We start from the raw sequence: 24167 nt of genomic DNA on the forward strand, positions 1-24167 counted from the left end.
CATGAGCCGCGAAACGACTACCGTCCTAGAAGGACTGTCCTACCTGGAGTGCCCACGCTGGCACGAAAACCGCATCTGGTTCGCCGATTTCTACACCTACCGCGTGTGTTCGGCCGCCGAAGACGGCACCGACCTGCGCACAGAAGCCGAGGTTCCGCACCAGCCGTCGGGCCTCGGCTGGCTGCCCGACGGCCGGCTCCTGGTCGTGTCGATGCGCGACCGCCTGCTGCTGCGCCGCGAGCCGGACGGCACGCTCGTGCCCCACGCGGACCTCTCCGGCCACGTCAAGGGCCACCCCAACGACATGGTCGTCGACGCCCGCGGCCGCGCCTTCGTCGGCGAGTTCGGCTTCGACCTCATGGGCGGCGCGCCGCTCGAATCCGCGTCGCTGCTGCGCGCCGACCCGGACGGCACCGTCACCACCGTCGCGCGGGACCTGTGGTTCCCCAACGGAAGCGTGCTCACCGACGACGGCGTGCTCCTGGTCAACGAGACCTTCGGCAACCGCGTCACGGCGTTCGACGTCGCCGACGACGGGTCCTTGGCCAACCGGCGGATCTGGGCGCAGTTCGGTGACCTGCCGACCGGCGCGGATCTCCCGGCCGCGATCGCGCAGCTGGTCGTCGGCCCCGACGGCTGCTGCCTCGACGCCGAGGGCGCGCTCTGGATCGCCGACGCCGTGGGGGCCCGGGTGATCCGCGTGCGCGAGGGCGGCGAGATCACCGACGAGATCCCCACGGGCACCGGGGTGTTCGCCTGCATGCTCGGCAGCGCCGACGGCCGCACCCTCTACCTGTGCACCGCCCCCGACTTCGACGAGAACGCCCGCAAGAACGCCCGCGAAGGCCGCCTCGCCGCGGCCCGGGTGGACGTGCCCCACGCCGGGCTTCCCTGACCCGTCAGGGTTCCAGCCGCACCGGCAGCCGCGCCTTGCCGGAGAACACGGTGGTGGGCAACGGTTCCAGCGTCTCCCCCGGCTCGGCGAGCTCGAGGCCGGGGAAGCGGTCGAAGAGCGCGGACACGGCGACCGCCGCCTCGGTGAGGCCGAGCGCCCCGGCGATGCAGCGGTGCGCGCCGTGGCCGAAGGCGAGGTGGTCTTTGTCCGGGCGGTGGACGTCGAAGGCCTCGGGCGTTTCGCCGTGGCGGCGAGGGTCGCGCCCGGCCGCGCCGAAGCCCAGGAGGATGGCCTCGCCGCGTCGGATGAGGACGCCTTCGCCGAGATCGATGTCCTCGACGGCGTAGCGCAACGGCATGTGCTGCACGGGAGCGTCGGCGCGCAACGTCTCGTCGAGGGCTTCCGGCCACGGCGTCTGTCCGTTGAGGACCGACGCTCGCTGGTCCGGGTGAGTGGCGAGGTCGAAGACCGCGTTGGTGATCAGGCCGGTCGTCGACGGGATACCGCCGGCGATGGTCACGGCGAGGGCGAGGACGCGTTCCACTTCGGTGAGGTCGGCCGCTTCGACCAGGGTGGTGGCCAGGTCGTCGCCGGGAGTGTCGCGTTTGCTCGCGAGCAGTGCGCCCAGGAACCGCATCACTTCGGCCACGCCGGCCGCCGCTTCCTCCCGGTCTTCCGACGGTGTCAGCAGCCGGCCGATGACGGCGGCCATCTCGGCCCACGCGGCGGGGGCGACGCCGAACAGATCACTCAACGTCTCGCATGCGACGACGTACGCGTATTGAGCCCGGACATCGACGACCTCCCCGGCCGCCGCGAGCCCGGCGAGGAGGTGCTCGACGCGCTCACGCAGGCGCGCCTCCAGCGGCCGCGACCGCTGCGGCCCGAACGCGGCCGCCATGATCGTGCGCAGCCGCCGGTGGTCGGCGCCGTACGCGTTGAGCACGGTCGGCGCGATCAGGAACGGGGCCAGCGGCCAGTCCGCAGCCACCTCGGCGAGTCCGGGCCAGTGCTGCCGCGCGTCGCGGGACACCCGGTCGTCGGCGGCCAGGCTCTTCACGAGGTCGTACCGGGTGACCGACCACGCGGTGATCCCGCCGGACAGGTCCACTCGCACGGCCGGCCCTTCCTCCCGAAGCCGGTCGGCGTCCGCGTGGACGGACCGCCCGGTGAGGTCGAAGGGACACGTCTGCGGAACTGCGGTCATCGGAAGACTTCCTTCGGAACAGGGCCGGATCACTGACGCACATTTTTCGCGGCTCGGCGACCAGGAGTTGTCCGATTGCGCACCGCCTTTGCGCGCCCGCGCACAAAGGCCGGACGCCGGAATCGCGTCCGGCCGGTGAAGTTCTCACACCGCCTGTGCTTCGATCACCGCGTAGGGCGCCTGCAGGTGCGTGAGCTTGGTGCGGCGCAACCCCGCCTCGCTCAGGAGCGCGTCGAACTCGGCCAGCGACCGTTCCCGGCCGGGCAGCATGGTCAGCATGTTCAGATCCATCAACGCGCCGATGCCCGGGTCGGCGGCCTCGCCCAGCACGATCTCGACGATCGCGAGGCGCCCGCCGGGCGTGAGCGACTCGCGGCAGTTGCGCAGGAGCCGCACGTTCTCCTCGTCGCTCCAGTCGTGGAGGATGAACTTGAGCAGGTAGAGGTCGGCCGCCGGCACTGCCTCGAAGAAGTCGCCCTCCAGCGCGGAAAACCAGTCCGCCAGCCCACGCACGTCCGCTTCCGAACGTGCGTCCGGCACCGCGTGTGGCAATTCCACCACGGACCCGAGCAGGTGCGGGTGCTCCACCATCAGGGAGAGCACGAACGCGCCGTTCGCACCGCCGAGGTCGGCCACGGTCTTCGTGGCGCTGACGTCGAGCACCGGCACGGCCTCGGCGATCACCGGGGTCGACAGGTCGGTCACCGCCTTCGAGAACAGGGCGCCTTCCTCGGAGTTCTTGGTGAAGTACTCGAAGATGCTGCACCCCAGGGCCGACTCGACCCGCGACGATCCGGTGCGCACGACCTCGGTGAACGCGCCCCACGGCTGCCAGTGCCCGGGCGCGGCCCACGCGCGGGCGAGGTGGCCCAGCGAGTTCGGCGCGCGGGGCAGCAGGGTCGCCAGCAGCGGCGTCGCGACGAACTCGCCGGCGGCGTGGGTGACCAGGCCGAGCGTGACGCCGGCCCGCAGGAGCCGGTAGGTGGCGGCCGCGTCGGCGTTCTCCTGCTCGGCGACATAGCCGGCCGTCCGCGGTGCTCCCGCCAGGTGCCGGGCGATGTTCAGCTCGGCGAACGTCGCGGTGATCTGGGTAAGAAGCCTCCGGTGACCATGCCGAGCATGGTCGTGAAGTCCTCGGCCGTGGGTGACGGGGTGTTCGCGGGCATGCTGCCCCTTCTCGGATCGGATTCGTTCGGGCTGGGGGCGGCCGGCGTCGCCTCGCCGGCTCCAGCAGGCGGACGAAGAACGCTTCCCCGGATCGTCCGGCCTGCTGCCGGCTCGAAGGCAACCATCGACACGCAGTCCGGACTTGTCCGATCGCGAACAGAACTTGATCGGCTGCGAACGCGATGTCCGGTCGGCCACCCCCGTCTGGCGGAGCGCGCAGAGTGCGGCGCCGACGCGGGCGGAGGGCGGTTCGGCGCCCTACGCTGCCGTGATCAGCACGTTTCCCCCGAGGAGGTCGCATGGGGGCTCCGACGGCAACGCCTTCGGCGCTCGAGTTCGAGGACTGGCACGACCAGGTCTGCCGGCTCGTGCCGCTGAAAGCCGGCTGCGCCGACGACGCCGCGGCCTTCGCCGGCACCGTCGAGTCGACGACGCTCGGCTCGGTGCTGCTCACGACCGTGTCCGCTTCAGAGGGGTTCGTCGAGCGCACGCGCCGGCAGATCCGGTCCGACGACGTCGCCGTGTACAAGTTCGGGCTGCAGGTCGGCGGGACGTGCGTGCTCGAACAGGACGGCCGCCAGGCCTTCCTGAAGCCGGGTGACCTGGCGATCTACGACACGTCGCGACCGTACCGGATCTCGCTCGCCGAGGACTTCCGGATGACGGTGGCGATCTTCTCGCGTGAGCTGGTGCAGCTCCCCCGGGCCGACCTGGCCGAGGCCACCGCGGTCCGGTTTCCCGGCAGCACGGGCATGTTCTCGCTCGTCGCGCCCCTGCTGGCGGGGCTGGGGCGGGACGTCGGCCCGGCGACGACGTTCACCGCGAACCACCTCGGCGACGCCGTCGTGGACCTGACGACCGCGGCCTTCGCCCAGCTGATGCAGCGTTCCGTCGACGGCGAGTCGTCCGCGTCCCAGCGCGCGCTGCTCGCCGGGGCCACGAAGTTCATCGACGAACACCTGCACGATCCGGACCTGTCCACCCAGCTGATCGCGGACGCGCATTTCGTGTCCACTCGCCACCTTCAGAAGGTGTTCGAGTCCCAAGGCACGTCGGTCGCCGCGCGGATCCGCACACGGCGGCTGGAACGCTGCCGACACGATCTCACCGCGCCCCAGCAACGGCACGTGCCGATCGCCGCCATCGGGCGGCGGTGGGGGTTCTCGGATGCCGCACACTTCTCCCGCTTGTTCCGCAGTACTTATGGCCGTTCTCCGCGCGAATACCGCCGCGACAGCGTGCTCGCCGAATAACAAAGCTCAGCGATGACGTACAACCACAGCGTCATCCGACGGGCGCGGTGAGCGGGTGCCGGAATCTAACTTGATCTTGTGAATGATCCCCACAACCGACGTCCGTTTCCGAACACAACGCGTGCGATCACGATCATGCTCGCCGCTCTCGCGGTGGGCCTTGTGAGTGCGTGTTCAAAGCCCACCACCCCGACCGCCGCTGCCCCGAGCCCACCACCCCAGCCGGCGCCCGCCGCGGCCGCGACCAGCTGGTCGCCGGCACCCGTGGTGCCGCTCGCCTCCCAGCCGCCGCCGGCGCTGGTCGTGGACAGTCCCCTGCCCGACCAGCTCGCCATGGGGCTGGTGGTGATCCGCTACCGCGCGGAGAATCTGCGGATCGTGCCCGTGTACGGACCCGCCGCGCTCGACGTGTCGCCGCGGATCGGCCACATCCACGTGACCGTGGACGACGCGCCGTGGCACTGGGCCGACGCGAGCGGCGAGCCGCTGATCCTCCAGAGCCTGCCGCCGGGGCCGCACAAGGTGTGGATCGGGCTGGCGGACCCGACGCACAAGATCCTCGACAGCAAGACGGTCGCCTTCACCGTCCCACCCCACGCCGGCGGCCACTAGCCGACGGCCCGCACGCCGGGCTCAGGCGGCGAACTCCACGATCAGCCGCGCCAGCTCGTCCGGCTGGTCCTCCGGCACGAAGGCGCCCGAATCGGCGACCGTGACCAGCCGGGCGTCGGGCAGGACAGCCGCGAGACGGTCGAAGAGCGAAGCGGGGAAGATCCGGTCGTCGGCCGCGCGGACCAGCAGCACGGGCTTGCCGAAACCGGGCAGTGCCTCGGCGGCGGCCAGCGTGTACCGGGGGTGCACGCCGAGGAGGAACCGGCGCAGGTCCCGGCGGATCTCGCCGCTGTCGTAGACCGGACGCAGGTAGGAGTCCAGCACCTCGGCGGGGATCCCGCGCTTGGCCAACGCGCCGAACGCCGACGACTGCCGCTGCACGATCGGCAGCCGCAACAGCCGGCTGCCGATCCAGGCCGCACCGGACAGGCGCATCAGCCGCGGCAGCGCGTCGAACGGTGCGGGGAAGAACTCCTCGAACGCGTCACACGGCGTGAGCACGACCCGGCCGATCCGACCCGGGTTTTCCGTCATGAGGATCTGGGTCAGTGCCCCGCCGGTGTCGTTGGCGACCACGGTCACGTCAGTGAGGTCGAGCGCGTCGAGGAACTCCCCGATCAAGCGGGCGACGCCGGGCGGTGTCAGGTCCGCATCCGGCGCCAGGGGCACGCGGTGCGCACCGAGCGGCCAATCCGGCGCGAGACATCGAAACCCCGCGTCGGCGACGGCCGGCACGACCTTGCGCCACAGGTTCGCGTTGACGAGCAGCCCGTGTACGAACACCACCGCCGGACCCGACCCACGCTCGGAGTACGCGACCCGCCCGCCGGGCAGGGCCACGCTCTTGCCGGTGCCGAGCATGCCGGCCTCCTCGGTGCTCGACGGTGCCGACAGTCCTTTGTGGATCATGCCGGTGCCACCATCGTCACAGAACACCGCGCGGCCTTCAACACACCTACCCCCATTCCAGGGTGGACCTCAGGCCGGCGCGGGGATTTCGAGGTCGTCGAACCCGGGGATGAACATCACGACGCGGGTGATGAGCTCACCCTCGAACGTCAGCACGTCCCACCCGGTGATGGGCTCGGTTCGCCCGGGCACGGGTTGGCTCTGGGGTGACGGCGATCATCCAGGCAGACAGGTGCCCCTTGACCAGCTGGTCGACGTCTTCCATCCGCGCTCTCCTCGTCCGCGGGTCCGAGATCCAGAGAAGCACGAATTTAGGGGACATGTCAACCAAACCGTACTGCAGGCGTGACCGGTCGGTAAATAATCATGACGACCGGGTCTTCCGGGCCGACGTGCGCCGGATCACGGATCATCCCGATTGTCGCCTGATGGAAGGCTTTTCTCCGCGGGCGGCGTCGGTCTAGGATGGACGATTCTCCTGGGGGAGGAGGGTGGGCGAGGGATGTTCCAGATTCCGGTGACCGCGGACATGCGGCGGTGGACGGTCCGGCTGTGCGTGGACGTCGCGGAGTTCGCGTGCACACCGCTGGTCGAGGACCACACGGCGGCGCGCGCGCTGCCTCGGACCTGGGACGGGCGCGGGCTCGGACTGCCGGAGCACGACGTCGCGGGGTTCGCCGCGGCGCTGGGCGAGATCATGAAGACGCCGCTGTTCTGGCGGGCCTACCGCGGCACCGCTCGCGGCCCGGAGCAGCTGTGGGCCGAGCCGCACCGGGACGACGAGGACGGGTTCGTGTACCTGAGCGGGCCGTGCGGTGAGACGTCCGAGGTCGTCGGCTACCGCCCCGTCTACAGCTTCACCATCGCGCTGGCCGACCTGCGCGGGCTACGGATCCGGCTGGCCGCGTACCTGCGCGACAGCCTCGTCCGCGCCTGATCGTTATCCCGGTTCAGCGGGTCGGGTGGGAGGGTGAGCGACATGGACGACCAGTGGCGATCCGTGGACGACCTGGACGCCGACCCCGCGTGGTCGGTCACGCGCAGCCCGACGCACGGGCAGTGGCTCACGGCGGAGTGGGCGTCTGGACGGTGGCTGGTCGGCCTGACCCCCGTCGACTCCGGCGTGGTGGCGGCCATCCTCTGGTCCGGCGACGACGTGATCGGCCACGCGCGTGGCAGCGAAGCGGCGATGTGCGCGACCTGCCGGACCTGGATCCACGGCCTGCGCACGCAGGACGCCGCACCGGCACCCGGCCGGCGCGACGCCGCCGAGCTCAACGTCTGACGATCGTCAGCGTGCCACCCCCGCCGGAGGGGCCGGCCGGTCACGCCAGCCGGTAGACGCGTTCGGCGTTGCCGCCGAGCACCGCATCGAGCACGCTCGGCTCGAGCCCGAGGCCGGCCACGGCCTTGAGGTTGACGCCGATGCCGGGCGACGCGGGCCAGTCCGTGCCGAAGATCCACCTCGCCGCGATGCGGTCGAGGTCGAACCGGTCGTAGTACTGCGGCAGCTTGCGCGGCGGCAGTCCGGCGATGTCGAGCCAGACGTTCGGCCGGGCCAGCGCCATGAAGCCGGCGACCTCGTAGCTCCAGCCGCGGCCGCCGTGCGCGAGCACGACGGTGAGGTCCGGGAAGTCTCGCAGCACGTCGTCCATCAGCACCGGGTCGCCGCGGCGGCCGCTCGCGCCGGGGAACGAGCTGGGGCCGGTGTGCGTGATCACCGGGATCCCGCGTTGCTCGCACTCGGCGTACGCGGGGTAGAGCTCCCGGTCGTTCGGCGCGAAGTTCCCGTGGACCGGGTGGATCTTCAGGGCGACCGCGCCCAGGTCCAGCTGCCGGCGCAGCTCGGTCGCGACCGGGTAGTGCAGGTGCGGGTTGACGTTGGCGACCAGGCGGAACCGCGTCGGGTTGTACTCGAGGACCGGGAGCAGGTCCTCGGCCGGCTGGATGCCCGTGACCCGGGGGCTGTGCTCGGTGAACAGCAGCGCGCGATCCACCCCGCCGGCGGCGAACAGCGCGTCGATCCGCTCCGGGATGATCGCGCCGTCGGGCCCGTACACGGACTCCACCTCCGCCCGGTCGGAGGCCGGGCTGAGCCAGGTGTCCCAGCCGAGCTTCAACGTCGGGAGCCGCGCCAGGTGCACGTGAGCGTCGACGATCATCCGCGCGATCCTGCCAGTCGAGTTCCGGTGAACGGTCAGCTGGTTCTACCACGGGAAGTGCCCGGGATCGCGACCACGTCGTCGCCCCGGCCGGTCAAGAAGCACCGTCCTCGATGATCACGCCGCGAGCTGCTGGACCAGCAGCGTCGTGCCGATCGCGATCATGGCCCCGCCGGAGAAGCGGGACACACCACGGGCCCAGCCGGGCCGCGTCGACAGCACCACCCGGGCGCCCAGCCCGACTCCGGCGTAGACGAGCCCGCAACTGAGGGTGTGCACCAGGCCGAGCACGAGGATCTGCCCGGCCACCGGCCATGCCACCGACGGGTCGGTGAACTGCGGCAGCAGCGCGAGGAAAAGCAGCAGCGCCTTGGGGTTCAGGCCGCTGATGCCCGCGCCTTTCGCGACCTGCCGCACCCACGAACCGGCCTCGCTGTCCGTCGCCGACCCGGGCGTGGCCGGGCGGACCAGCGCCGACACACCGAGCCAGATCAGGTACACCGCGCCCACGGCGGTGAGCACCGTCAGCACAACAGGCGAGCCCGCCACCAGCGCGGCGACGCCCGCCGCGACCACCGCGGTCAAGGCCAGGTAGCCGACGAGCAGTCCGCCCACCGCGAGCGGGATCGAGCGTTTTCGCAAGCCCGCGTTGATCAGGTAGGCCCAGTCCGCGCCGGGTGTGAGCACCAGCAGGAACGACACGCCCCAGAACGCGAAGATGCCGCCGATCGCCATCGATGTTCCTTTCGCCAGATCCCCCACCTGGGGAAAGGCTATGGCGCAACGTCCGGAAGATGTTTCCAAAGTTCCCCGGATCCGGCGCTCGTGAGGGAGAATTGCGGCCATGGACGCCTTGGACCGGAAGATTCTTGCCGAGCTGCAGCGCGACGGCCGGCAGACCATCACCGAGCTGGCCGAGCGGCTGCAGCTCAGCCTCTCGCCCTGCCACCGCCGGGTCCGCGCCCTGGAGAAATCCGGCACCATCGCCGGGTACCGCGCGTACGTGAACGCCCAGGCCCTGGGGCTCGGCTTCGACTGCCTCGTGTTCGTGACGATGCGCGAATCCGACGGCGCCACCGTGGCCGCGTTCGAAGAGGCCGTCGCCGAGGTCGAGAACGTCGTTCAGGCTCAACGGCTTTTCGGCGACCCGGACTACCTGCTGCGCGTGGTCGCTCGCGACCTGCCCGCGTTCCAGCAGCTCTACGACAAGCGGCTCGCGACGCTGCCCGGCGTTCAGCGCATCAGCTCGACGCTGGTGATGAAGAACGTCGTGGAGGACCGGCCGCTGCCGATGTGAACGGGCCACGGCGGCGGACGAACGGGCACAGTGGACACCCGAGCCCCTTCGGCTCCGGTATTCTCGCACTGTGCACAGTGGACAAATCAGCAGCTTGGGTCTGCTTCTCTCGGGGGTCGCGAGCGTCGTCGCTCCGGGCAACGTCGCCGACACCCTTCGGATCACCGCCGCGGACCCGCGCGGCACCACGGAAATCCGCGCCGGGCTCGGCGGCACCTACGCGGCTCTCGGCGGCTGGGCGCTCGCCAGCAAGCAGCCGGCCGCGGACGTCGCCGTCGGCGCCACCTGGCTGGGCGCCGCCGCCGTCCGGCTCGGCTCGCTCGCCCTCGACCGGCCGAAGACCGACGCGAGTTACTGGGCGTTCCTCGGTCTGGAGGTCGGGCTCGGTTCCCTCGCCCTGCTGTCCGCTCGTTCGCGCCGGCGGGCCCGGCGCCAGAACGCGGGTCAGCCGAGCCGGGCGTAGTCGATGATCGCCTCGAAGTCGAGCCCGCGCAGGGTTCCATAGCCCGGTCCCAGCCGGAACCCAGGCGCGAGGCGAGGAACGCGTCGGCGACGACCGTCGGCGCGTGCCGCACCAGCAGCGCGGCCTGCACGGCGAGCGCGAGGCGCGTGACGAGATAGCGGGCCGTGTCCTCCGGAGCCATGACGAGCTCTTCGATCTCGGCGACGACGTCGGCCAGCACCGGTGCCTGGATCGGCAGCTGCGAAAGCCGCGCGCCGAACGCCGTGCGCCGGTCGTTGTAGTGCAAGCCCTGTGACAGCGCCGCGCGCATCAGCCCGGCCGAGCCGACGGCGAAATCGAGGCGCGCCTTCATGTTCGCCTACGTCGTCGCCCTGCAGGACGGCCTGCGCTTCAGCCCGTTCGCCTCCGCCTGGCGCTCACGCCGAACGCGCTGGCGTACTTCTCGATGTCGCTGATCAGCACTTGCCGACCCGCCGACCCGAACTAACCCGTGACCCCCACCAACCGGAGCGCGAACCGGCTGTACTGCCACACCAGTGCGTCCTCGGACTGCTCGCCGTCGGCGCGATACCAGACCGCGACGCCCATGCCCAGGTCGAGGACCGCGTACGAGGCCAGGCGAACGGAGTCCACCTGGAACACGCCCGCGTCCACACCGGACTGGACGACCGCGCGGAAGCAGGCCTCGTACTCGGCGCGCAGGGCGAGCACGCGGGTGAGGTGCGGCTCGGCGAGGCTGCGGATCTCGCGGGTGCCGACGAAGGCCTCCAGCCGGTGCCGCGCGTGGTAGCGGACGTGGGCCTCGGTGGCGCGGCGGAGGCGTTCGACGGGGTCGGCGACACCTCCCACCGCAGCGCGGTGCGCGGTGAGCAGGTCCTCCATGGTCGTGACCATGATCGCCACCAGCAGGTCCTGCTTGGCGGCGACGTGCTTGTACAGGCTGGGGCCGCGGATCCCCACGGCCGCCCCGATGTCACCCATCGTGGTGCTCTCGAACCCCTTGCGGGTGAACAGCTCGAGCGCGGCCTCACGGATGTGGCCGGACCGGTCCATGCGACCTCCCTTCGGCTAACACAGGATAGCCGACGCGCCGCCACCAGGGTGACTGGTGCCACCGCACTGTGACACAGCACAGGAACCCGCCTATAGTCAGCGGCTAATAGTCATTAGCCGATAGGAGAGCGCCGTGGCCGTCGACCTCGCGCCCGGGCCGGAGGTCGCCGACCTCGCCGAGCGCACCGCGAAGTTCGTCCGCGACGTGGTGATCCCCGTCGAAGAAGAGCACAAGGGCGTGGTGCATTCCGAGGACGTGCGCCGGCAGCTGCAGCAGGCCGCCAAGGACGCCGGCGTCTTCGCCCCGCACGTGAGCGCCGAGTACGGCGGCCACGGTCTCGACATGCGCGGCCGCGCCGCCGTGTTCGAGGAGGCCGGCTACTCGCTGCTCGGCCCGCTCGCGCTGAACATCGCCGCGCCCGACGAGGGCAATATGCACATGCTCGAGGCGATCGCGAGCGACGAACAGAAGGAGCGCTACCTGCGGCCGCTCGCGACCGGCGAGATCCGCTCCTGCTTCGCGATGACGGAGCCCGCCCCGGGTGCCGGGTCCGACCCGGGCGCCCTGGCGACGCTGGCAGAACGCGTCGAAGACGGCTGGCGCATCACCGGCCGCAAGTGGTTCATCACCGGGGCCGAGGGCGCCGGGTTCACGATCTGCATGGCCCGCACGTCCGGCGAGCCCGGCCACACCGGCGGCGCGACGATGTTCCTCGTCGACGCGGACACCCCCGGCATGAAGGTGGTCCGGCACATCGACACGCTCGACGAGAGCCTCTTCGGCGGCCACATCGAGCTCGACTTCGACGGCTGCGTCGTGCCCGAGGACGCGGTGCTCGGCGAGGTCGACGAGGGCTTCCGCTACGCGCAGGTCCGCCTCGGCCCGGCGCGGATGACCCACTGCATGCGCTGGCTCGGCATTGCCCGCCGCGCACAGGACATCGCCGTCGCCCGCGCGGCCGAACGCGAGCTGTTCGGCTCCCGGCTCGGTGACCTGGGCATGGTGCAGCAGATGATCGCCGACAACGAGATCGACATCGCGGCCTCGCGCGGCCTCATCCTGCAAGCGTGTTGGGAGCTCGACCGCGGCGGGCACGCGTCGCAGGAGACGGCGATCGCGAAGACGTTCTGCGCCGAGGCGATCTGGCGCGTGGTCGACCGCGCGGTGCAGATCTGCGGCTCGCTCGGCATCTCCGGCGACGTGCTACTCGGCCGGTTCCTGCGGGAGGTCCGCCCGTTCCGCATCTACGACGGCCCGTCGGAAACCCACCGCTGGGCCATCGCGCGCCGCGTGCTGCGCCGCCAGTCGAAGGCCGTGCGATGACGTCCACAGTGGACGGTCTGGACCTGAAGGCGCTCGAAGCTTTCTTCGCCGCCGAGGTCCCCGGCTTCGGCGGACAGCTGAGCGCGGAAATGCTGCAGGGCGGGCGATCCAACCTCACCTACGTGCTCACCGACGGCCGCAGCCGCTGGGTGCTGCGCCGGCCGCCGCTGGGCGGCCTGACGCCCTCGGCCCACGACATGGGCCGCGAGTACCGCGTCGTGGCGGCGCTGCGCGACAGCGACGTGCCCGTCGCCCGCGCGGTGGTGCTGGGCGGCGAAGACGTGCTCGGCGTGCCGTTCTCGGTGGTGGCGCACGTCGACGGCGTCGTCATCCGGACCACGGAACAGCTCAACACGCTGGCCGACGACGACATCCGACGCTGCGCGGAAGGCCTCGTCGACGTGCTGGCCCGCCTGCACGCCGTCGACCCGCACGCCGTGGGGCTCGGCGACTTCGGCCGGCCCGAGGGGTACCTGGGCCGGCAGGTCCGCCGCTGGCACGACCAGTGGTCACGGGTCCGGACCCGCCCGTTGCCCGACATCGAGGCGCTGCACGCGCGCCTGGAAGAGACCTGCCCGGCCGAGAGCGGCGCGTCGATCGTGCACGGCGACTACCGCATCGACAACATCATCCTCGCCCCGGACGACCCGGCGACAGCCCGCGCGGTCGTGGACTGGGAGATGGCGACGCTGGGCGATCCGCTCGCGGACCTCGGCCTGCACCTGGTGTACTCGGACCCCGCGTTCGCGCCCGTGCTCGCCGGCGCCGCCGCGTCGACGAGCGATCGGCTGCCCGCAGTCGGTGACCTCGCGCAGCGCTACGCCGAGATCAGCGGCCGCGACCTGGGCCGGCTCGACTTCTACCTCGCGCTGGGCTACTTCAAGATCGCCGTGATCGCCGAAGGCATCCACGCGCGCTACCAGCAGGGGCTCACGCGCGGCTCGGGCTTCGAGTCCGTCGGCGGCGCCGTCGCTCCGCTCGCCGCCGCCGGGCTGCGCGCCGCCGCGCGGATCGGGCGGGTGTGACCGTGACCGGAGTGCTCGACCTGTTCCGCCTCAACGGCAAGGTCGCCGTCGTCACCGGCGCCAGCTCAGGGCTGGGCGCGGGGTTCGCCCGCGCGCTGGCCGAAGCCGGCGCCGACGTCGTCCTCGCCGCCCGCCGCACCGACCGCCTGGCCGAGGTCGCCGGAAGCGTCCGCGACCTGGGCCGCCGCGCTGCCGTGGTGGCCGCCGACGTCGCGGACCCCGCTGCCTGCGACGCCCTGGTGCAGGCCGCGCTCGCCGAGTTCGGGCGCATCGACGTGCTCGTGAACAACGCCGGCGTCGGCACCGCCGTCCCGGCCCTGCGCGAGACGCCCGAGGAGTTCCGCCGGGTCGTCGAGGTGAACCTCAACGGCGTCTACTGGGCCGCGCAGGCGTGCGGGCGCGTGATGGCGGCCGGGTCGAGCATCGTGAACATCAGCAGCGTGCTCGCGCTCATCAAGTCCTACGCGCCGCAGGCGGCCTACTCGGCGAGCAAGGCCGGCGTCCTCGGGCTGACCCGCGACCTCGCGCAGCAGTGGTCGGGCCGGCGCGGCATCCGCGTCAACGCCATCGCGCCGGGCTACTTCGCCAGCGAGATGACCGAGGACATCCCCGAAGACGTGCTCCTGCCGTTCGTGAAGCAGCACAGCCCGCTCGGACGGCTGGGCAAGCAGCACGAGCTGGACGCCGCCGTCGTGTTCCTGGCCAGCGACGCGTCGTCCTACATCACCGGCACGACCCTCGCGGTGGACGGGGGCATGTCCGGCCACTGAGCTCAGTTCGCGGCCCGCCGCCGGGCGAGGACGTCACGGGTGGCGGCGGCGAAGGCGAGACAGACGGGATCGGTCTCGTCGGCGTGCCAGGCCAGGGCGAGGCGGCTGGGCGGCAGCCCGGTCAGGGGCACGTAGGTGACGCCTGCTCGCGGGAAGTAGGTCTCGGCCACTGCCGCGGTCAACGTGATCGCGCGACCGGCGGCGACCGCTTGCAGCTCTTCGTCGACGTCGCCGACCTCGACCAGCCGTGGTTTGAGCGCGGCCGGCCGGACGCTTCCCCCGGACCAGAACGCGGCCCACACCGGGTCGGCCGTGCGCCGGACCGCGACGGGGTCGCCGAGCAGCTCGGTCACGTCCACGCTGTCGCGCCCGGCGAGCCTGTGCCGCGACGGCAGCCCGGCGACGCGGAGTTCAGTGCCCAGGACCAGCAGGCGCAGCCCGTGGGAACGGAAGGGCGGGCGTACGAACGCGAGCGACGTCGTGCGGTCGCGCAGCCCGGCCGAGGGGTCCTCCCAGCCGTGGCGCTTGAGCTCGACCTCGACGCCGGGGCTGCGCTCCCGGAAGCGGTCGATGATCTCGGCGGTCAGGTCGCCGGCCGCGACGCCGTAGAAGCCGACCGGCAGCACCCGCCCGTACGCCGACTGCCGGGCCTCGCGTTCCGCTTCGCCCAGGAGCCCCAGGATCTCGCGGGCGTGCTCGACGAACCGCGCCCCGGCGTCCGTGCACGCGACCGAGCGGGTGGTCCGGCGGAACAACGCGACGCCGAGGTGCCGCTCGATGGCCTTGACCCGCGCGGACAACGCCGGTTGCGACACGTGCAGGTGCTCCGCGGCGCGGGAGAAGTTGAGCGTGTCCGCCACCGCGACCACGTAGCGCAGGTGCCGGGCTTCAAGATCCATAACTCAAAAGTACTCAATCCGCCGCGGTCGGTCTTTCCCCTCAGGGCGGTCGGGGACTTAGCCTCGAGGGTGTTCGCGAGGGGAGGACGGACCCAGACGGTCGGCCCTCGCCGGAGGAGGAGGCCTGATGTCGGTGTCGGACGAGGTGGAGACCATCGCCGTGCCTTTGCGCGCGTGGCCGGTCGCGACCGTGTTCGCGCGCCTGGCGTTGGCCGCCGGCTTCCTCTCCGCGGTGGCCGACCGCTTCGGTCTCTGGGGCGCGCTGCACACCGGCAACGTGGCGTGGGGTGGCTTCGCTGCCTTCACGGCGTACACGCACCAGCTCGTGCCCTACCTGCCCGACGGCCTGGCCGGTGTCGCCGCGTGGGCGGCGACCGTCGCGGAGCTCACTTTGGGCCTCACGCTGCTCGCCGGGGTCGCCGTGCGGTGGTCGGCCTGGGCGGCGACGGCCCTGCAGCTCGTGTTCGCGTTGTCCATGATGGTGTTCCTCGGCTGGGAAGCGCCGCTGAGCGCCTCGGTCTTCAGCGCTTGCGCCGCGGCTCTGCTCCTGGCCCTCGCGCCCGTCCGCACGTTCGCGTTCAGCCTCGACCGGCTCTTCGCGACCACATCCGAAAAGAGGTAACCCGTGACTCTCCTCGACGACGACATGCGCCGTGTGGTGGCCGACGCGAAGCTGTCCTTTGTGGCCACCGTCCGCCCCGACGGCGCGCCGAACCTTTCGCCCAAGGGTTCCGTGAGCGTGTACGACGACGAGCACCTGGCGTTCATGGACATGGCCTCGCCGGGCACCATCGAGAACCTGCGGCACGATCCGCGGGTCGAGGTGAACTCGATCGACTTCTTCCGCCGCCGCGGCTACCGCTTCCGGGGCACCGCCGAGATCCTCCCGCCGGGCGACCCCGTGCACAAGTGGCTCGCCGACTGGCTGCTGGCGGCCAACGGCCCGGGCTACCCGTTCCACCACGCCGTGCTCATCCACGTCGACGAGGTCCACCAGGTCCTCTCCCCCGCCTACACCTTCGGCGGTGCGACCGAGGAGGCACTGGTCCCGGAGTGGAAAGCCCGCTACAACGCCGCGTACCCCGAGTGATGCGGGCAGCCGGGATCGACCGCTTCGGCGGCGACATCCGCGCCCTCGACTTCGACGCGCCCGCGAGCCCGGGGCCGGACGAGGTCGTGGTCGCCGTGCGCGCCGCCGGCGTCGGGAACTGGGACGACATCGCCCGGACCGGCGGCTGGGACCTCGGGACACAGCCGCCGATGGCCCTCGGCGTCGAAGCCGCCGGCGTCGTGGCCGAGGTGGGTGGCGCGGTCCGGGACTTCGCCGTGGGTGACGGCGTCGCCGTGCACTCGGCGCCGCTGCGGGCGCAGGGTGCGTGGGCTGAGCGGTTCCTGGCCGGGGCCGCGGAGGTCGCCGCGCTGCCCGACGAGGTGGATTTCGCCACGGCCGCCGCGTTCGCCGTCCCGGCCCTCACCGCCGACCAGGCGCTGCGCGACGCCGTCGAACTCGAGGACGGCCAGACGCTGCTCGTGCACGGCGCCGGCGGCGTGACCGGCCGCCTGCTCGTCGCGCTGGGCGCGAACTACGGCGCCCGCGTGATCGCCACCGGCAGCCCGTCCGGCGCCGAAGCCCTGACCGCCGCGAGGGCCGCTCAAGTGCTGTCCTATTCGGACCCTTCGTGGCCGGAGACCGCCCGCGAGCTCGGCATCGACTGCGCGGTCAACGCCGTCCCCGGCCAAGCCGCTCTCGCCCTCACCGCGGTCCGCGACGGCGGCCACCTCGCCACCATCACCTCCGACCCGCCCGCCCCGGCACGCGGCATCAGCCCCACCGAGGTCTACGTCGCCCCCGACGGCCCGCGGCTGGCAACCCTGCTGCGCCTGCTCGCCGCGGGCACCCTGCCCCTGGACGTCGGGGCGCGCTTTTCCCTGTCCGACGCGGCGGAAGCGCTGGCCCAGGTCCGCCGCGGTACGCACGGAAGCGCTGTCGTCCTGACCTTCGAGTGAGATTGTCCAGGCGGGCAGGTGCGGGGTTACGCGTCGTAACAGCTACGCCGGCAGGGCCCCGTCCAGGAGGGTCTCGGCGGCGGAGCGCGCGAAGTCGAACGCCTCGGTGCTGTTGAGCGAAGTGGACAGTGCCATGGCGCCTTCGAACAGCACCGCGAGCTGGCGGCCCAGCAGATCCGGGTCGGGGGCGCCGGCCTGGCGGGCGGTGTCGATGATCTGACGCAGGATCCGGTGCTTGTGCTCGATGACCAGCGGCAGCCCGGGGTGGTCGGGTTCGGCCAGCTCCACGGCGGCATCGTGGAAGGGGCAGCCGCGATAGCGGGCGACGAGGCCGGGGCGGTCGAAGAGCCCGAGCAGCCGTTCGCGGGGGCTCAGGGCGGTGTCGAAGAGCTTGTACTCGTTGTTGCCGTCGCCGGTGTCGCGCTCGGTGGTGGCGGTGATGCCGTCGAGGTAGGCGGCCACCAGCAGGTCCTTGCCCGGGAACAGCTGGTAGAGCGTCCGCTTGGACACGCCGGCGCGGTCGGCCACCTCGGCGATGCCGGTGGTGTTGATGCCCTGGCGGTAGAACAGGTCGGTCGCCGCGGCCAGGATCCGCGATCGCGGGCTGGTCGCCTCCTGTGTCATGTCACCGCCTCTCTCCCAGGGTACCGATCGGTACCTTAGGCTCAGCATATTCCTCGTTCTCGGCGGTTTTGATGTTCTGCTGGCGTGATTTTAGCCATAGGCTCAACGGGTACCGATCGGTTTCCTCTCCGGCTAGCTTGTTTGTTGAAAGTCAGCATTCGGACCGTAGAAGGAAGACCTCCATGACCACGCACACCACCGCCCCGACCCAGCACGTCACCGTCAACGGCGACCGCATCGCGTACCGCCGCTTCGGCGCCGCCACCGGCACGCCGGTCCTTTTGCTGCAGCACTTCCGCGGCGGTCTCGACAACTGGGACCCGCTGCTGACCGACGGCCTGGCCGCCGACCGCCCCGTGATCCTGCTGGACAGCGTCGGCGTCTCCGGCTCGACCGGAGAAGTCCCGGTGACCTTCGAGGCCATGGCCGACTTCGCCGCCGACTTCGTGCGCGTCCTCGGCCTGGCGCTGGTCGACGTGGTCGGCTTCTCCATCGGCGGCGCCGTGGCCCAGGCCTTGACGTTCCGGCACCCCGAACTCGTGCGCCGCCTGGTGCTGCTCGGCACCATCCCGCCGGCCGGCGACATGAGCGAGGCCGAAGCGAAGGTGCTCGACGTCGTCATGCACCCCGATCTGACCCTGGACGACTACCTCTACCTGTTCTTCGGCCGCAGCGCCGCCGCCAAGCAGGCCGGCCGCGAGTTCTGGCAGCGCCGCCACCAGCGCACCACCGACTACGACCCCGAGGCCACCCCCGCCGTCGGCGAGCGCCAGCAGCAGGCCGTGGTGAGCTGGGCCCAGTGGTCCGAAGCCGACCGCGACGCCGCCCTGCAGGCCATCACGCAGCCCACCCTGGTCGTCAACGGCGACCACGACATCATGCTGCCGACGGTCAACTCGCACCTCCTGGCGAAGCACATCCCGAACTCGCAGCTGATCATCTACCCGGACTCGGGTCACGCGTCGCAGTTCCAGTACCCGAAGGCGTTCCTGGCTCACCTGCGCCAGTTCCTCGACGCGGAGGTCGTGTTCAGCTGACCCGCCGTCCGGACCGGACCGTCACCGTCCGGTCCGGACGGTCCGGCCAGTCAGGATCCGGTGACCGCCCCTGGCGCCCCACGGCGGTCGCGCTCCTCTCGGCTGTGACGGCGAGCACCCGAATACCGTGAACGGGCGGCCGCCCAGCCCCTACACTGTGCGCGTGTCTGCGCAGGTGATCGCCGGGCGTTATCGGCTGGAGGAACGCCTCGGCGCCGGCGGGATGGGTGTCGTCTGGCGGGCGACGGATCTCGAATTGCGCCGGACGGTCGCGCTCAAGCGGTCGCTCGACGGCGACGGCGGGCAGATCCGGCGTGAGGCGCGATTGGGCGCCTCGCTGCACCACCAGCACGTCGTGGCGGTGTTCGACTCCGTCGCCGACGGGGACGACCGGTGGCTCGTGATGGAGTACCTGCCGGCCCGAAGCCTGGAAGAGGTCGTCCGCGCCGACGGCGTTCTGGAACCGGAGCGGGCCGCGGCCGTCGGGGCGCAGATCGCGTCCGCGCTCGTCGCGATGCACGCGCGCGACATGGTGCACCGCGACATCACGCCCGGCAACGTCCTGGTCACCGAGGACGGCACGGCCAAGCTCGCCGACCTCGGCATCTCCCGCTGGGACGAGGTCACGCTCACCGGCAGCGCCAGCGTCGGCGGCACCGCCGGTTACCTCGCGCCGGAGGTGGCGAACGGGTACGCCGCCGGCCCCGCCGCGGACGTCTTCTCGCTCGGCGCGACGCTGTTCGCCGCTGTCGAGGGCGTTTCCCCTTGGGGCAGCGGGGAAAACGGCCCGTTCGGGCAGCTGCGGCGTGCGGCGGAAGGCAAGGTGGAGGCTGCGCGCAACGCCGGCTCGCTCGCCCTCATACTGGCGGTGATGCTCGACCAGCAGCCCGCGAACCGGCCCACCGCCGCCGAGGTCGAGGCCCTCCTCAGCGGCGCCCCGACCGCACAGCTGCCCCGCCGACGCCGCCCGCGACGGCTGAAGCTCGTCGCCGCCGGCGTGCTCGGCGCCGTCGTCCTTCTGGTGGCCGGTTTCCTCGTCTTCACGCGCAGCGACGCGCCGCCCGCGAACGCGACGTCCGACCTCGTCGGCGACCCCCGCACCGCCGACCCGTGCTCGCTGCTGACGGTGAACTCGCTGGCCCCGTACGGCAAGGTGTTCCTCGAACCCAACCTCGGCACGTTCGCGCGCTGCGACCTCGACACCACCCTGGCCGACGGCAGCACGATCGTCACCAGCCTGGAGCTGACCGCGCCGGAGGAATACCCGCAGGTGCCGCCGGTCCGCGGCCGTCTCGGCGACATCCAGCGCCCGAACGCCGACCCCGGCCAGTGCCGCCGCTACTTCGTCCTGCCCGACCTGCGGCTTGTCACCGTCAGCACCGTCCGCGCCGACGGCGAGGACTCCCCTCAGCTGTGCGCCATGTCCGACGCCGTGGTCGGCGACGCCTACGCACGCGTGGTCCGCGGCCCCATCGCCCGCCGTGCCCAGCCGTTCCCGCCGGCGTCACTGGCGCGCGTCGATGCCTGCACCCTCGTCGACGACGCGACCCTCCGCCGCGTCGCCGGCCCGGACTACCCGACCGACCGGTACTTCGCGAACTGGGCGTGTTCCTGGGGCGAGGACGCGGAATCCGTGGACCTGTACTACGACCGTCAATGGCCGCTGGCCACCGACCCGCCCGACGGCGCGACCCCCACGACCGTCGGCGGACGTCCCGCGTACGTCGATCCACACGACGACGACGGCGACGTTTGCGACGTCACCGTCGTCTACCGCACCTACACACCGGCCCTGCCGACGGTGAAGGGCACGCCGGCCCAACGCGACGAGGTCGTCCTCGTCGAGTTCACGGACGAGGCCAACAAGGGGAAGCTCGACGTCATCTGCGCCACCGCGAAGTCGATCGGCGCGGTGGTCGCCGCGCGGCTGCCGTCAGCGTGAGGCCGCGCGCTCAGCAAATGCGTCGCGAGGTGCCGCGCGGATACTCCGGCGGTGACCGATTCCGCGCTGCTACGACCCCGCGCCCTGAGGCCCGGAGATCTCGTCGTCATCGCCTCGCTGTCCGGGCCGCTGCAAGCCGGCTACGAGCCCGACCTCGACCAGGCGGTGGTCGTGCTCGAGCGGAGCGGATTCCGCGTACGCCGGGCACCGTTGCTCGAAGCGGGACGGCACCGGTGGTGGAGCGCGGCCGCGCCGGCGGAGATCGCCGCGGAGTTCAACGCTCTCTTGCGTGATCCCGAGGTGCGCGCGATCATCGCGCACGACGGCGGCCAGACGGTGCTCGGTTACCTCGACCTGATCGACTTCGCCGCGATCACCGCCGACCCCAAGCCCATCCTCGGCTACAGCGACATCTCCCTGCTGCATCTCGTGCTCCACGCACGCACGGGTCTGGTCGGGTTCCACGCCGACCTGGCCACCCCCGGGCTCGGCGGGCACTGGCAGGCCGCTCCCGAACAGCGGAGAGCCGAGTTGGAGAGGCTCTACTCGAAGTTGCTGACCAGCACGGAAGCGATCGGTCCGCTGCCCGCCACCCCGTCGTGGGAGTGCTGGCGCGCCGGACGGGCCGAAGGCCGGCTGATCGGCGGGGTGATCAACCGCATCGCGCTGGCGCAGGCGACGCCTTTCGCGCTCCCGCTCGAGCGGTTCGACGGCGCGGTGCTGTTCTGGGAGGAGATGGGCGGCCTGGCGGCCTACGTGTGGAGCTATCTGCAGGTCCTGCGACACAGCGGCATCCTCGACCGGATCTCGGGCATGGTCGTGGGCGTGCCGCACGCGATCGACGGACTCGCCGCGTCCCCGGAATCCCCGACCCTGCCTGAGATCGTCCTCGACGTCCTCGGCGATCGCGACATCCCGGTCCTGGGCAACGTCGAGTTCGGGCACGCCGGCCCGAACCTGCCGATGCCGGTCGGCCTTCGCGTCGGCCTCGACGCGGGGCAGCGGACGCTGTCGCTGCTCGAACCGGCGGTACGCGCGTAGCTCAGGAGCCGAGCCGTGTGGTCAACTCCGCCACGCCGTCACCACTGAGATCGGGCAGGAACGCCGCACGGCCCGCCATCACCATCACCAGCGACAGCATCGGCCCGGCGACCTCGGGCCCGGCGCCTTGGGCGAAGTCGGCGTCGGTCGCCCGCAAAGTCAGACCCGCGGCCACGGTTTTGCTGTTCACCGCGAAGTTCTTGGTGGCGAAGAACCGGGCGACCGCGAGCAGCCCTTCGGCGTCCGGCGCGTGCTTCAGCCCCAGGGGCCGGCGAATGTCCTCCGCGTGAACGATCACCTCACCCAACCCCGCCGGAGACGGCTTCACCGGCGTCGCGATGGGACCGACGCGGCGAAACCGCTCAAGCGTCTCCTGCGGGGTACTCCCCCGGAACTCTTCGAGCCGCCGCCGGTTGTGCACATCCCCGTCGAACCGGGCCCCGATCATGCTGCGAAACCAGGCCCACCGCGACAGCGTCGCGGCCGCCCCGAGGTGGGCGACGACCTCCTCGACATCCCACTCGGCGCACAGCGTCTGCGCCCGCCACTGCTGCGGCTCGAGCGCGCTCAGGTCTTCGACGAGCGCGGCCAGCTCACGCGCCTGGAACTCCGGCAGGTCGTTCACGCCAGTGACCATAGCCGCCGCACCCGCACCGCGAGGCCCCTGCGGCACGCGCTGTCCGTCTGGGGGCGGCGAGGGCTGTCCGGCGATCATCGGTGCCAGCGTCCGGATCCTGATGGGTACTCTGGATCCACGTGCCGGAGGAGGTTGCGGTCTGCATGGGTGATGGGCATGCGCCCGGACGGTCCGAGCAGGAGGACAGGCTCGGCGCCGAGTGGGAGACGCACCGGCCTGCGGTCTTCGGCGTGGCCTACCGGCTGCTGGGGAGTGTGGCCGATGCCGAGGACGTGGCCCAGGACGTGTGGCTGCGGGCGGCCGGATCCGATCTGCACGAGGTTGACGACCTGCGGGCCTGGCTGGTCACGGTGGCCGCGCGACGGTCGTACGACATCCTCAAGAGCGCTCGCTCGCGCCGGGAATCCTATGTGGGGCCGTGGCTGCCGGAGCCGCTGCTGACCGGGCCGGACGCCTCGGAGCCGGTGCTCGTGGACGAGTCCGTCGGTGCGGCGATGCTGCTGATCATGGAGGAGCTGAGCCCACCGGAGCGCGTGGCCTTCGTCCTGCACGACGTCTTCGGTTTCGAGTTCGCCCGGATCGCGGAAGTGCTCGACGTCTCCGTGCCGGCCGCCCGGCAGCTCGCCTCCCGGGCGCGACGCCGGGTGGCCAAAGCGAAACAGTCCCCTTCGCAGGCACCGAAAGCGGAGCGCGAACGGGTGCTGGCGACCTTCCGCGCCGCCTACGAATCCGGCGACCTGGCCGGCCTGGTGCGGCTCCTGCACCCGGACGCCGTCTACGTCACCGACGGCGGCGGCAAGATCTCCGCGGCACGCAAGCTGATCCACGGTGGTGAGCGCATCGCCGAGGTGATGGTGCGAGTGGGTCGCCAGTGGCGTCCGGACCACATCGACTTCGTCGAGGTCGGCGGCGAACCCGCCCTCGTGTTCCGCCGGCAGGGCCGCGTTTTCTCCGTCGACACGGTGCAGATCACCGACGGTCTGATCACCGCGTACCGCAGGGTCATGAACCCGGACAAACTTTCCCGGATCTGAGCTGTCACACCCGCGGGGGCTGCCTCGTCTCCCTGCCGAGAACGCACGACGCGCCCGGACGGCGCGGCTCGGACCACACGAAGGAATCGAAGGAACTGTGACGAACACGCAGCGCGTCCGCATCGACATGCAGCACCCGGCCGCCTACAAGGCCCTCATCGCCCTGTCGGCGGAGGCGGACAACGGCGCCGTCGCGGCCGGGCTCGACCCGCTCCTGGTCGAACTGGTGAGGATCCGCACCTCCCAGATCAACGGCTGCGCGTTCTGCCTGCGCATGCACAGCCGTGACTCCCTCAAGAAGGGCGAAAACCCCGACCGGATCGCCGTGCTGCCCGCGTGGGAAGAGACCGAGTACTTCTCGGCGACGGACCGCGCCGCCCTCCGCCTGACCGAGGCGATCACCCGCGTGCCGGACGGCCACGTCAGCGACGAGGACTACACCGCCGCCGCGGCCGAACTCACCGAAGACCAGATCTCGGCCGTCTCCTGGCTGGTCACAGTGATGAACGCCTTCAACCGCGTCGCCATCACCAGCCGCTACCAGGTCGCGGGCTGATCTCGCCCCGCCAGTCTGCCGGGCGCCGGCGGACTGGCGGCCTCGGCCGCCCCGTCCACGGCTTTCGCGTGCCGCCATTTCCGCGGGCCGACATTCCTTGGGCGGCTGCGAAATCCTCCGGTTACACCTTGGGCGGCGGCCTCAGCCCGACCCTGGGCCGCGCCCACAGCTACGCCACCGGGGTCCACAGTGGACATTTCGGCGAGCCACGGGAGCCGGAACGTCCCCGGCCGACGCAACGAAAGTCACCAGA

Annotated in this window: 28 protein-coding genes and 1 pseudogene; 18 read left to right on the top strand and 11 right to left on the bottom strand. The window is 71.6% G+C overall.

What is annotated here, in order from left to right; genetic code table 11:
• The first annotated feature begins 1 nt into the window (after position 1).
• Positions 2 to 895, top strand: a complete 894-nt coding sequence (locus K1T34_RS01805; protein WP_220242562.1) for an SMP-30/gluconolactonase/LRE family protein — start codon at positions 2 to 4, stop codon at positions 893 to 895.
• A 4-nt stretch (positions 896 to 899) separates the two neighbouring features.
• Here the strand turns inward: K1T34_RS01805 and K1T34_RS01810 are convergent, their stop codons facing one another.
• Together K1T34_RS01810 and K1T34_RS01815 are read right to left on the bottom strand one after the other, a co-directional pair.
• Positions 900 to 2102 (bottom strand): cytochrome P450, encoded by a 1203-nt coding sequence (locus tag K1T34_RS01810; protein ID WP_220242563.1) that lies wholly within the window; start codon positions 2100 to 2102, stop codon positions 900 to 902.
• Positions 2103 to 2246: 144 nt separating this feature from the next.
• Positions 2247 to 3467: a methyltransferase gene (locus K1T34_RS01815; RefSeq protein ID WP_220242564.1), complete on the bottom strand. Its 1221-nt coding sequence runs from the start codon at positions 3465 to 3467 to the stop codon at positions 2247 to 2249.
• Between the two features lie 101 nt (positions 3468 to 3568).
• Between K1T34_RS01815 and K1T34_RS01820 the strand changes: the two genes are divergently transcribed.
• On the top strand, positions 3569 to 4522 hold the full coding sequence (locus K1T34_RS01820) for a helix-turn-helix domain-containing protein (RefSeq protein WP_220242565.1): 954 nt from the start codon (positions 3569 to 3571) through the stop codon (positions 4520 to 4522).
• A 162-nt stretch (positions 4523 to 4684) separates the two neighbouring features.
• Entirely contained in the window at positions 4685 to 5134 is a 450-nt protein-coding gene (locus K1T34_RS01825) for a DUF6130 family protein (protein WP_255638241.1), read from the top strand.
• A gap of 21 nt (positions 5135 to 5155) precedes the next feature.
• On the opposite strand, the gene K1T34_RS01830 is transcribed toward K1T34_RS01825, so the two are convergent.
• Positions 5156 to 6043, bottom strand: a complete 888-nt coding sequence (locus K1T34_RS01830) for an alpha/beta fold hydrolase (protein WP_370643605.1) — start codon at positions 6041 to 6043, stop codon at positions 5156 to 5158.
• Between the two features lie 69 nt (positions 6044 to 6112).
• Entirely contained in the window at positions 6113 to 6235 is a 123-nt protein-coding gene (locus tag K1T34_RS53015; RefSeq protein ID WP_255638242.1) for a hypothetical protein, read from the bottom strand.
• A 310-nt stretch (positions 6236 to 6545) separates the two neighbouring features.
• On the opposite strand from K1T34_RS53015, the gene K1T34_RS01835 reads away from it, so the two are divergent.
• Positions 6546 to 6980 (top strand): hypothetical protein, encoded by a 435-nt coding sequence (locus K1T34_RS01835; protein ID WP_220242567.1) that lies wholly within the window; start codon positions 6546 to 6548, stop codon positions 6978 to 6980.
• 42 nt (positions 6981 to 7022) lie between these two features.
• Positions 7023 to 7328 (top strand): hypothetical protein, encoded by a 306-nt coding sequence (locus K1T34_RS01840; protein ID WP_255638243.1) that lies wholly within the window; start codon positions 7023 to 7025, stop codon positions 7326 to 7328.
• 40 nt (positions 7329 to 7368) lie between these two features.
• Here K1T34_RS01840 and K1T34_RS01845 read toward each other — a convergent pair whose 3' ends face one another.
• Both K1T34_RS01845 and K1T34_RS01850 read right to left on the bottom strand, forming a co-directional pair.
• Positions 7369 to 8205: an amidohydrolase family protein gene (locus K1T34_RS01845; RefSeq protein WP_220242568.1), complete on the bottom strand. Its 837-nt coding sequence runs from the start codon at positions 8203 to 8205 to the stop codon at positions 7369 to 7371.
• Between the two features lie 117 nt (positions 8206 to 8322).
• A complete protein-coding gene (locus K1T34_RS01850; protein WP_220242569.1) occupies positions 8323 to 8940 on the bottom strand; it encodes a LysE family translocator in 618 nt (205 codons plus the stop codon).
• Between the two features lie 109 nt (positions 8941 to 9049).
• Here K1T34_RS01850 and K1T34_RS01855 point away from each other — a divergent pair, with 109 nt between their 5' ends.
• Positions 9050 to 9502 (top strand): Lrp/AsnC family transcriptional regulator, encoded by a 453-nt coding sequence (locus K1T34_RS01855; RefSeq protein WP_220242570.1) that lies wholly within the window; start codon positions 9050 to 9052, stop codon positions 9500 to 9502.
• 70 nt (positions 9503 to 9572) lie between these two features.
• On the top strand, positions 9573 to 9965 hold the full coding sequence (locus tag K1T34_RS53020; RefSeq protein ID WP_255638244.1) for a DUF4345 family protein: 393 nt from the start codon (positions 9573 to 9575) through the stop codon (positions 9963 to 9965).
• 205 nt (positions 9966 to 10170) lie between these two features.
• On the opposite strand, the pseudogene K1T34_RS54580 reads toward K1T34_RS53020, so the two are convergent.
• Together K1T34_RS54580 and K1T34_RS01865 are read right to left on the bottom strand one after the other, a co-directional pair.
• Positions 10171 to 10317 (bottom strand): annotated as a pseudogene (locus tag K1T34_RS54580) (acyl-CoA dehydrogenase family protein); the annotation flags it as partial.
• A gap of 131 nt (positions 10318 to 10448) precedes the next feature.
• Entirely contained in the window at positions 10449 to 11018 is a 570-nt protein-coding gene (locus tag K1T34_RS01865) for a TetR/AcrR family transcriptional regulator (RefSeq protein ID WP_220242572.1), read from the bottom strand.
• A 133-nt stretch (positions 11019 to 11151) separates the two neighbouring features.
• Between K1T34_RS01865 and K1T34_RS01870 the strand changes: the two genes are divergently transcribed.
• The 3 genes from K1T34_RS01870 to K1T34_RS01880 are packed head-to-tail and all read left to right on the top strand — an operon-like array spanning position 11152 to position 14137.
• Positions 11152 to 12342, top strand: a complete 1191-nt coding sequence (locus K1T34_RS01870; protein ID WP_220242573.1) for an acyl-CoA dehydrogenase family protein — start codon at positions 11152 to 11154, stop codon at positions 12340 to 12342.
• Positions 12339 to 13367 carry a phosphotransferase family protein gene (locus K1T34_RS01875; protein ID WP_220242574.1) on the top strand — a complete coding sequence of 343 codons (1029 nt, stop codon included), beginning with the start codon at positions 12339 to 12341 and terminating at the stop codon, positions 13365 to 13367. The genes K1T34_RS01870 and K1T34_RS01875 overlap by 4 nt, the downstream gene beginning before the upstream one ends.
• Before the next feature lie 2 nt (positions 13368 to 13369).
• Entirely contained in the window at positions 13370 to 14137 is a 768-nt protein-coding gene (locus K1T34_RS01880; protein ID WP_220242575.1) for an SDR family NAD(P)-dependent oxidoreductase, read from the top strand.
• Positions 14138 to 14139: 2 nt separating this feature from the next.
• On the opposite strand, the gene K1T34_RS01885 is transcribed toward K1T34_RS01880, so the two are convergent.
• Positions 14140 to 15036: a LysR family transcriptional regulator gene (locus tag K1T34_RS01885; protein WP_220242576.1), complete on the bottom strand. Its 897-nt coding sequence runs from the start codon at positions 15034 to 15036 to the stop codon at positions 14140 to 14142.
• 127 nt (positions 15037 to 15163) lie between these two features.
• On the opposite strand from K1T34_RS01885, the gene K1T34_RS01890 reads away from it, so the two are divergent.
• The 3 genes from K1T34_RS01890 to K1T34_RS01900 are packed head-to-tail and all read left to right on the top strand — an operon-like array spanning position 15164 to position 17043.
• Positions 15164 to 15658 (top strand): hypothetical protein, encoded by a 495-nt coding sequence (locus tag K1T34_RS01890; RefSeq protein WP_220242577.1) that lies wholly within the window; start codon positions 15164 to 15166, stop codon positions 15656 to 15658.
• Between the two features lie 3 nt (positions 15659 to 15661).
• Positions 15662 to 16126, top strand: a complete 465-nt coding sequence (locus tag K1T34_RS01895) for a pyridoxamine 5'-phosphate oxidase family protein (protein WP_220242578.1) — start codon at positions 15662 to 15664, stop codon at positions 16124 to 16126.
• Positions 16126 to 17043, top strand: coding sequence for an alcohol dehydrogenase catalytic domain-containing protein (locus tag K1T34_RS01900; RefSeq protein WP_220242579.1), 918 nt, complete (start codon positions 16126 to 16128; stop codon positions 17041 to 17043). The genes K1T34_RS01895 and K1T34_RS01900 overlap by 1 nt, the downstream gene beginning before the upstream one ends.
• A 42-nt stretch (positions 17044 to 17085) precedes the next feature.
• Here the strand turns inward: K1T34_RS01900 and K1T34_RS01905 are convergent, their stop codons facing one another.
• A complete protein-coding gene (locus tag K1T34_RS01905; protein ID WP_220242580.1) occupies positions 17086 to 17667 on the bottom strand; it encodes a TetR/AcrR family transcriptional regulator in 582 nt (193 codons plus the stop codon).
• A 182-nt stretch (positions 17668 to 17849) separates the two neighbouring features.
• On the opposite strand from K1T34_RS01905, the gene K1T34_RS01910 reads away from it, so the two are divergent.
• From K1T34_RS01910 to K1T34_RS01920, 3 genes are all read left to right on the top strand, one after another.
• Positions 17850 to 18704: an alpha/beta fold hydrolase gene (locus K1T34_RS01910; RefSeq protein ID WP_220242581.1), complete on the top strand. Its 855-nt coding sequence runs from the start codon at positions 17850 to 17852 to the stop codon at positions 18702 to 18704.
• Between the two features lie 163 nt (positions 18705 to 18867).
• The gene (locus K1T34_RS01915; RefSeq protein ID WP_220242582.1) at positions 18868 to 20646 is read left to right on the top strand and encodes a serine/threonine-protein kinase; all 1779 of its coding nucleotides are present in this window, start codon (positions 18868 to 18870) and stop codon (positions 20644 to 20646) included.
• Positions 20647 to 20697: 51 nt separating this feature from the next.
• Positions 20698 to 21687, top strand: coding sequence for an LD-carboxypeptidase (locus K1T34_RS01920; protein ID WP_220242583.1), 990 nt, complete (start codon positions 20698 to 20700; stop codon positions 21685 to 21687).
• A 1-nt stretch (position 21688) separates the two neighbouring features.
• Here the strand turns inward: K1T34_RS01920 and K1T34_RS01925 are convergent, their stop codons facing one another.
• Entirely contained in the window at positions 21689 to 22312 is a 624-nt protein-coding gene (locus K1T34_RS01925; RefSeq protein ID WP_255638246.1) for a maleylpyruvate isomerase family mycothiol-dependent enzyme, read from the bottom strand.
• A 155-nt stretch (positions 22313 to 22467) separates the two neighbouring features.
• On the opposite strand from K1T34_RS01925, the gene sigJ reads away from it, so the two are divergent.
• Together sigJ and K1T34_RS01935 are read left to right on the top strand one after the other, a co-directional pair.
• Positions 22468 to 23358, top strand: coding sequence for an RNA polymerase sigma factor SigJ (sigJ, locus tag K1T34_RS01930; RefSeq protein WP_220242585.1), 891 nt, complete (start codon positions 22468 to 22470; stop codon positions 23356 to 23358).
• Between the two features lie 97 nt (positions 23359 to 23455).
• A complete protein-coding gene (locus K1T34_RS01935) occupies positions 23456 to 23914 on the top strand; it encodes a carboxymuconolactone decarboxylase family protein (protein ID WP_220242586.1) in 459 nt (152 codons plus the stop codon).
• The last annotated feature ends 253 nt before the right edge of the window (positions 23915 to 24167 follow it).

The sequence above is a fragment of the Amycolatopsis sp. DSM 110486 genome, assembly GCF_019468465.1.
GTDB lineage: Bacteria > Actinomycetota > Actinomycetes > Mycobacteriales > Pseudonocardiaceae > Amycolatopsis.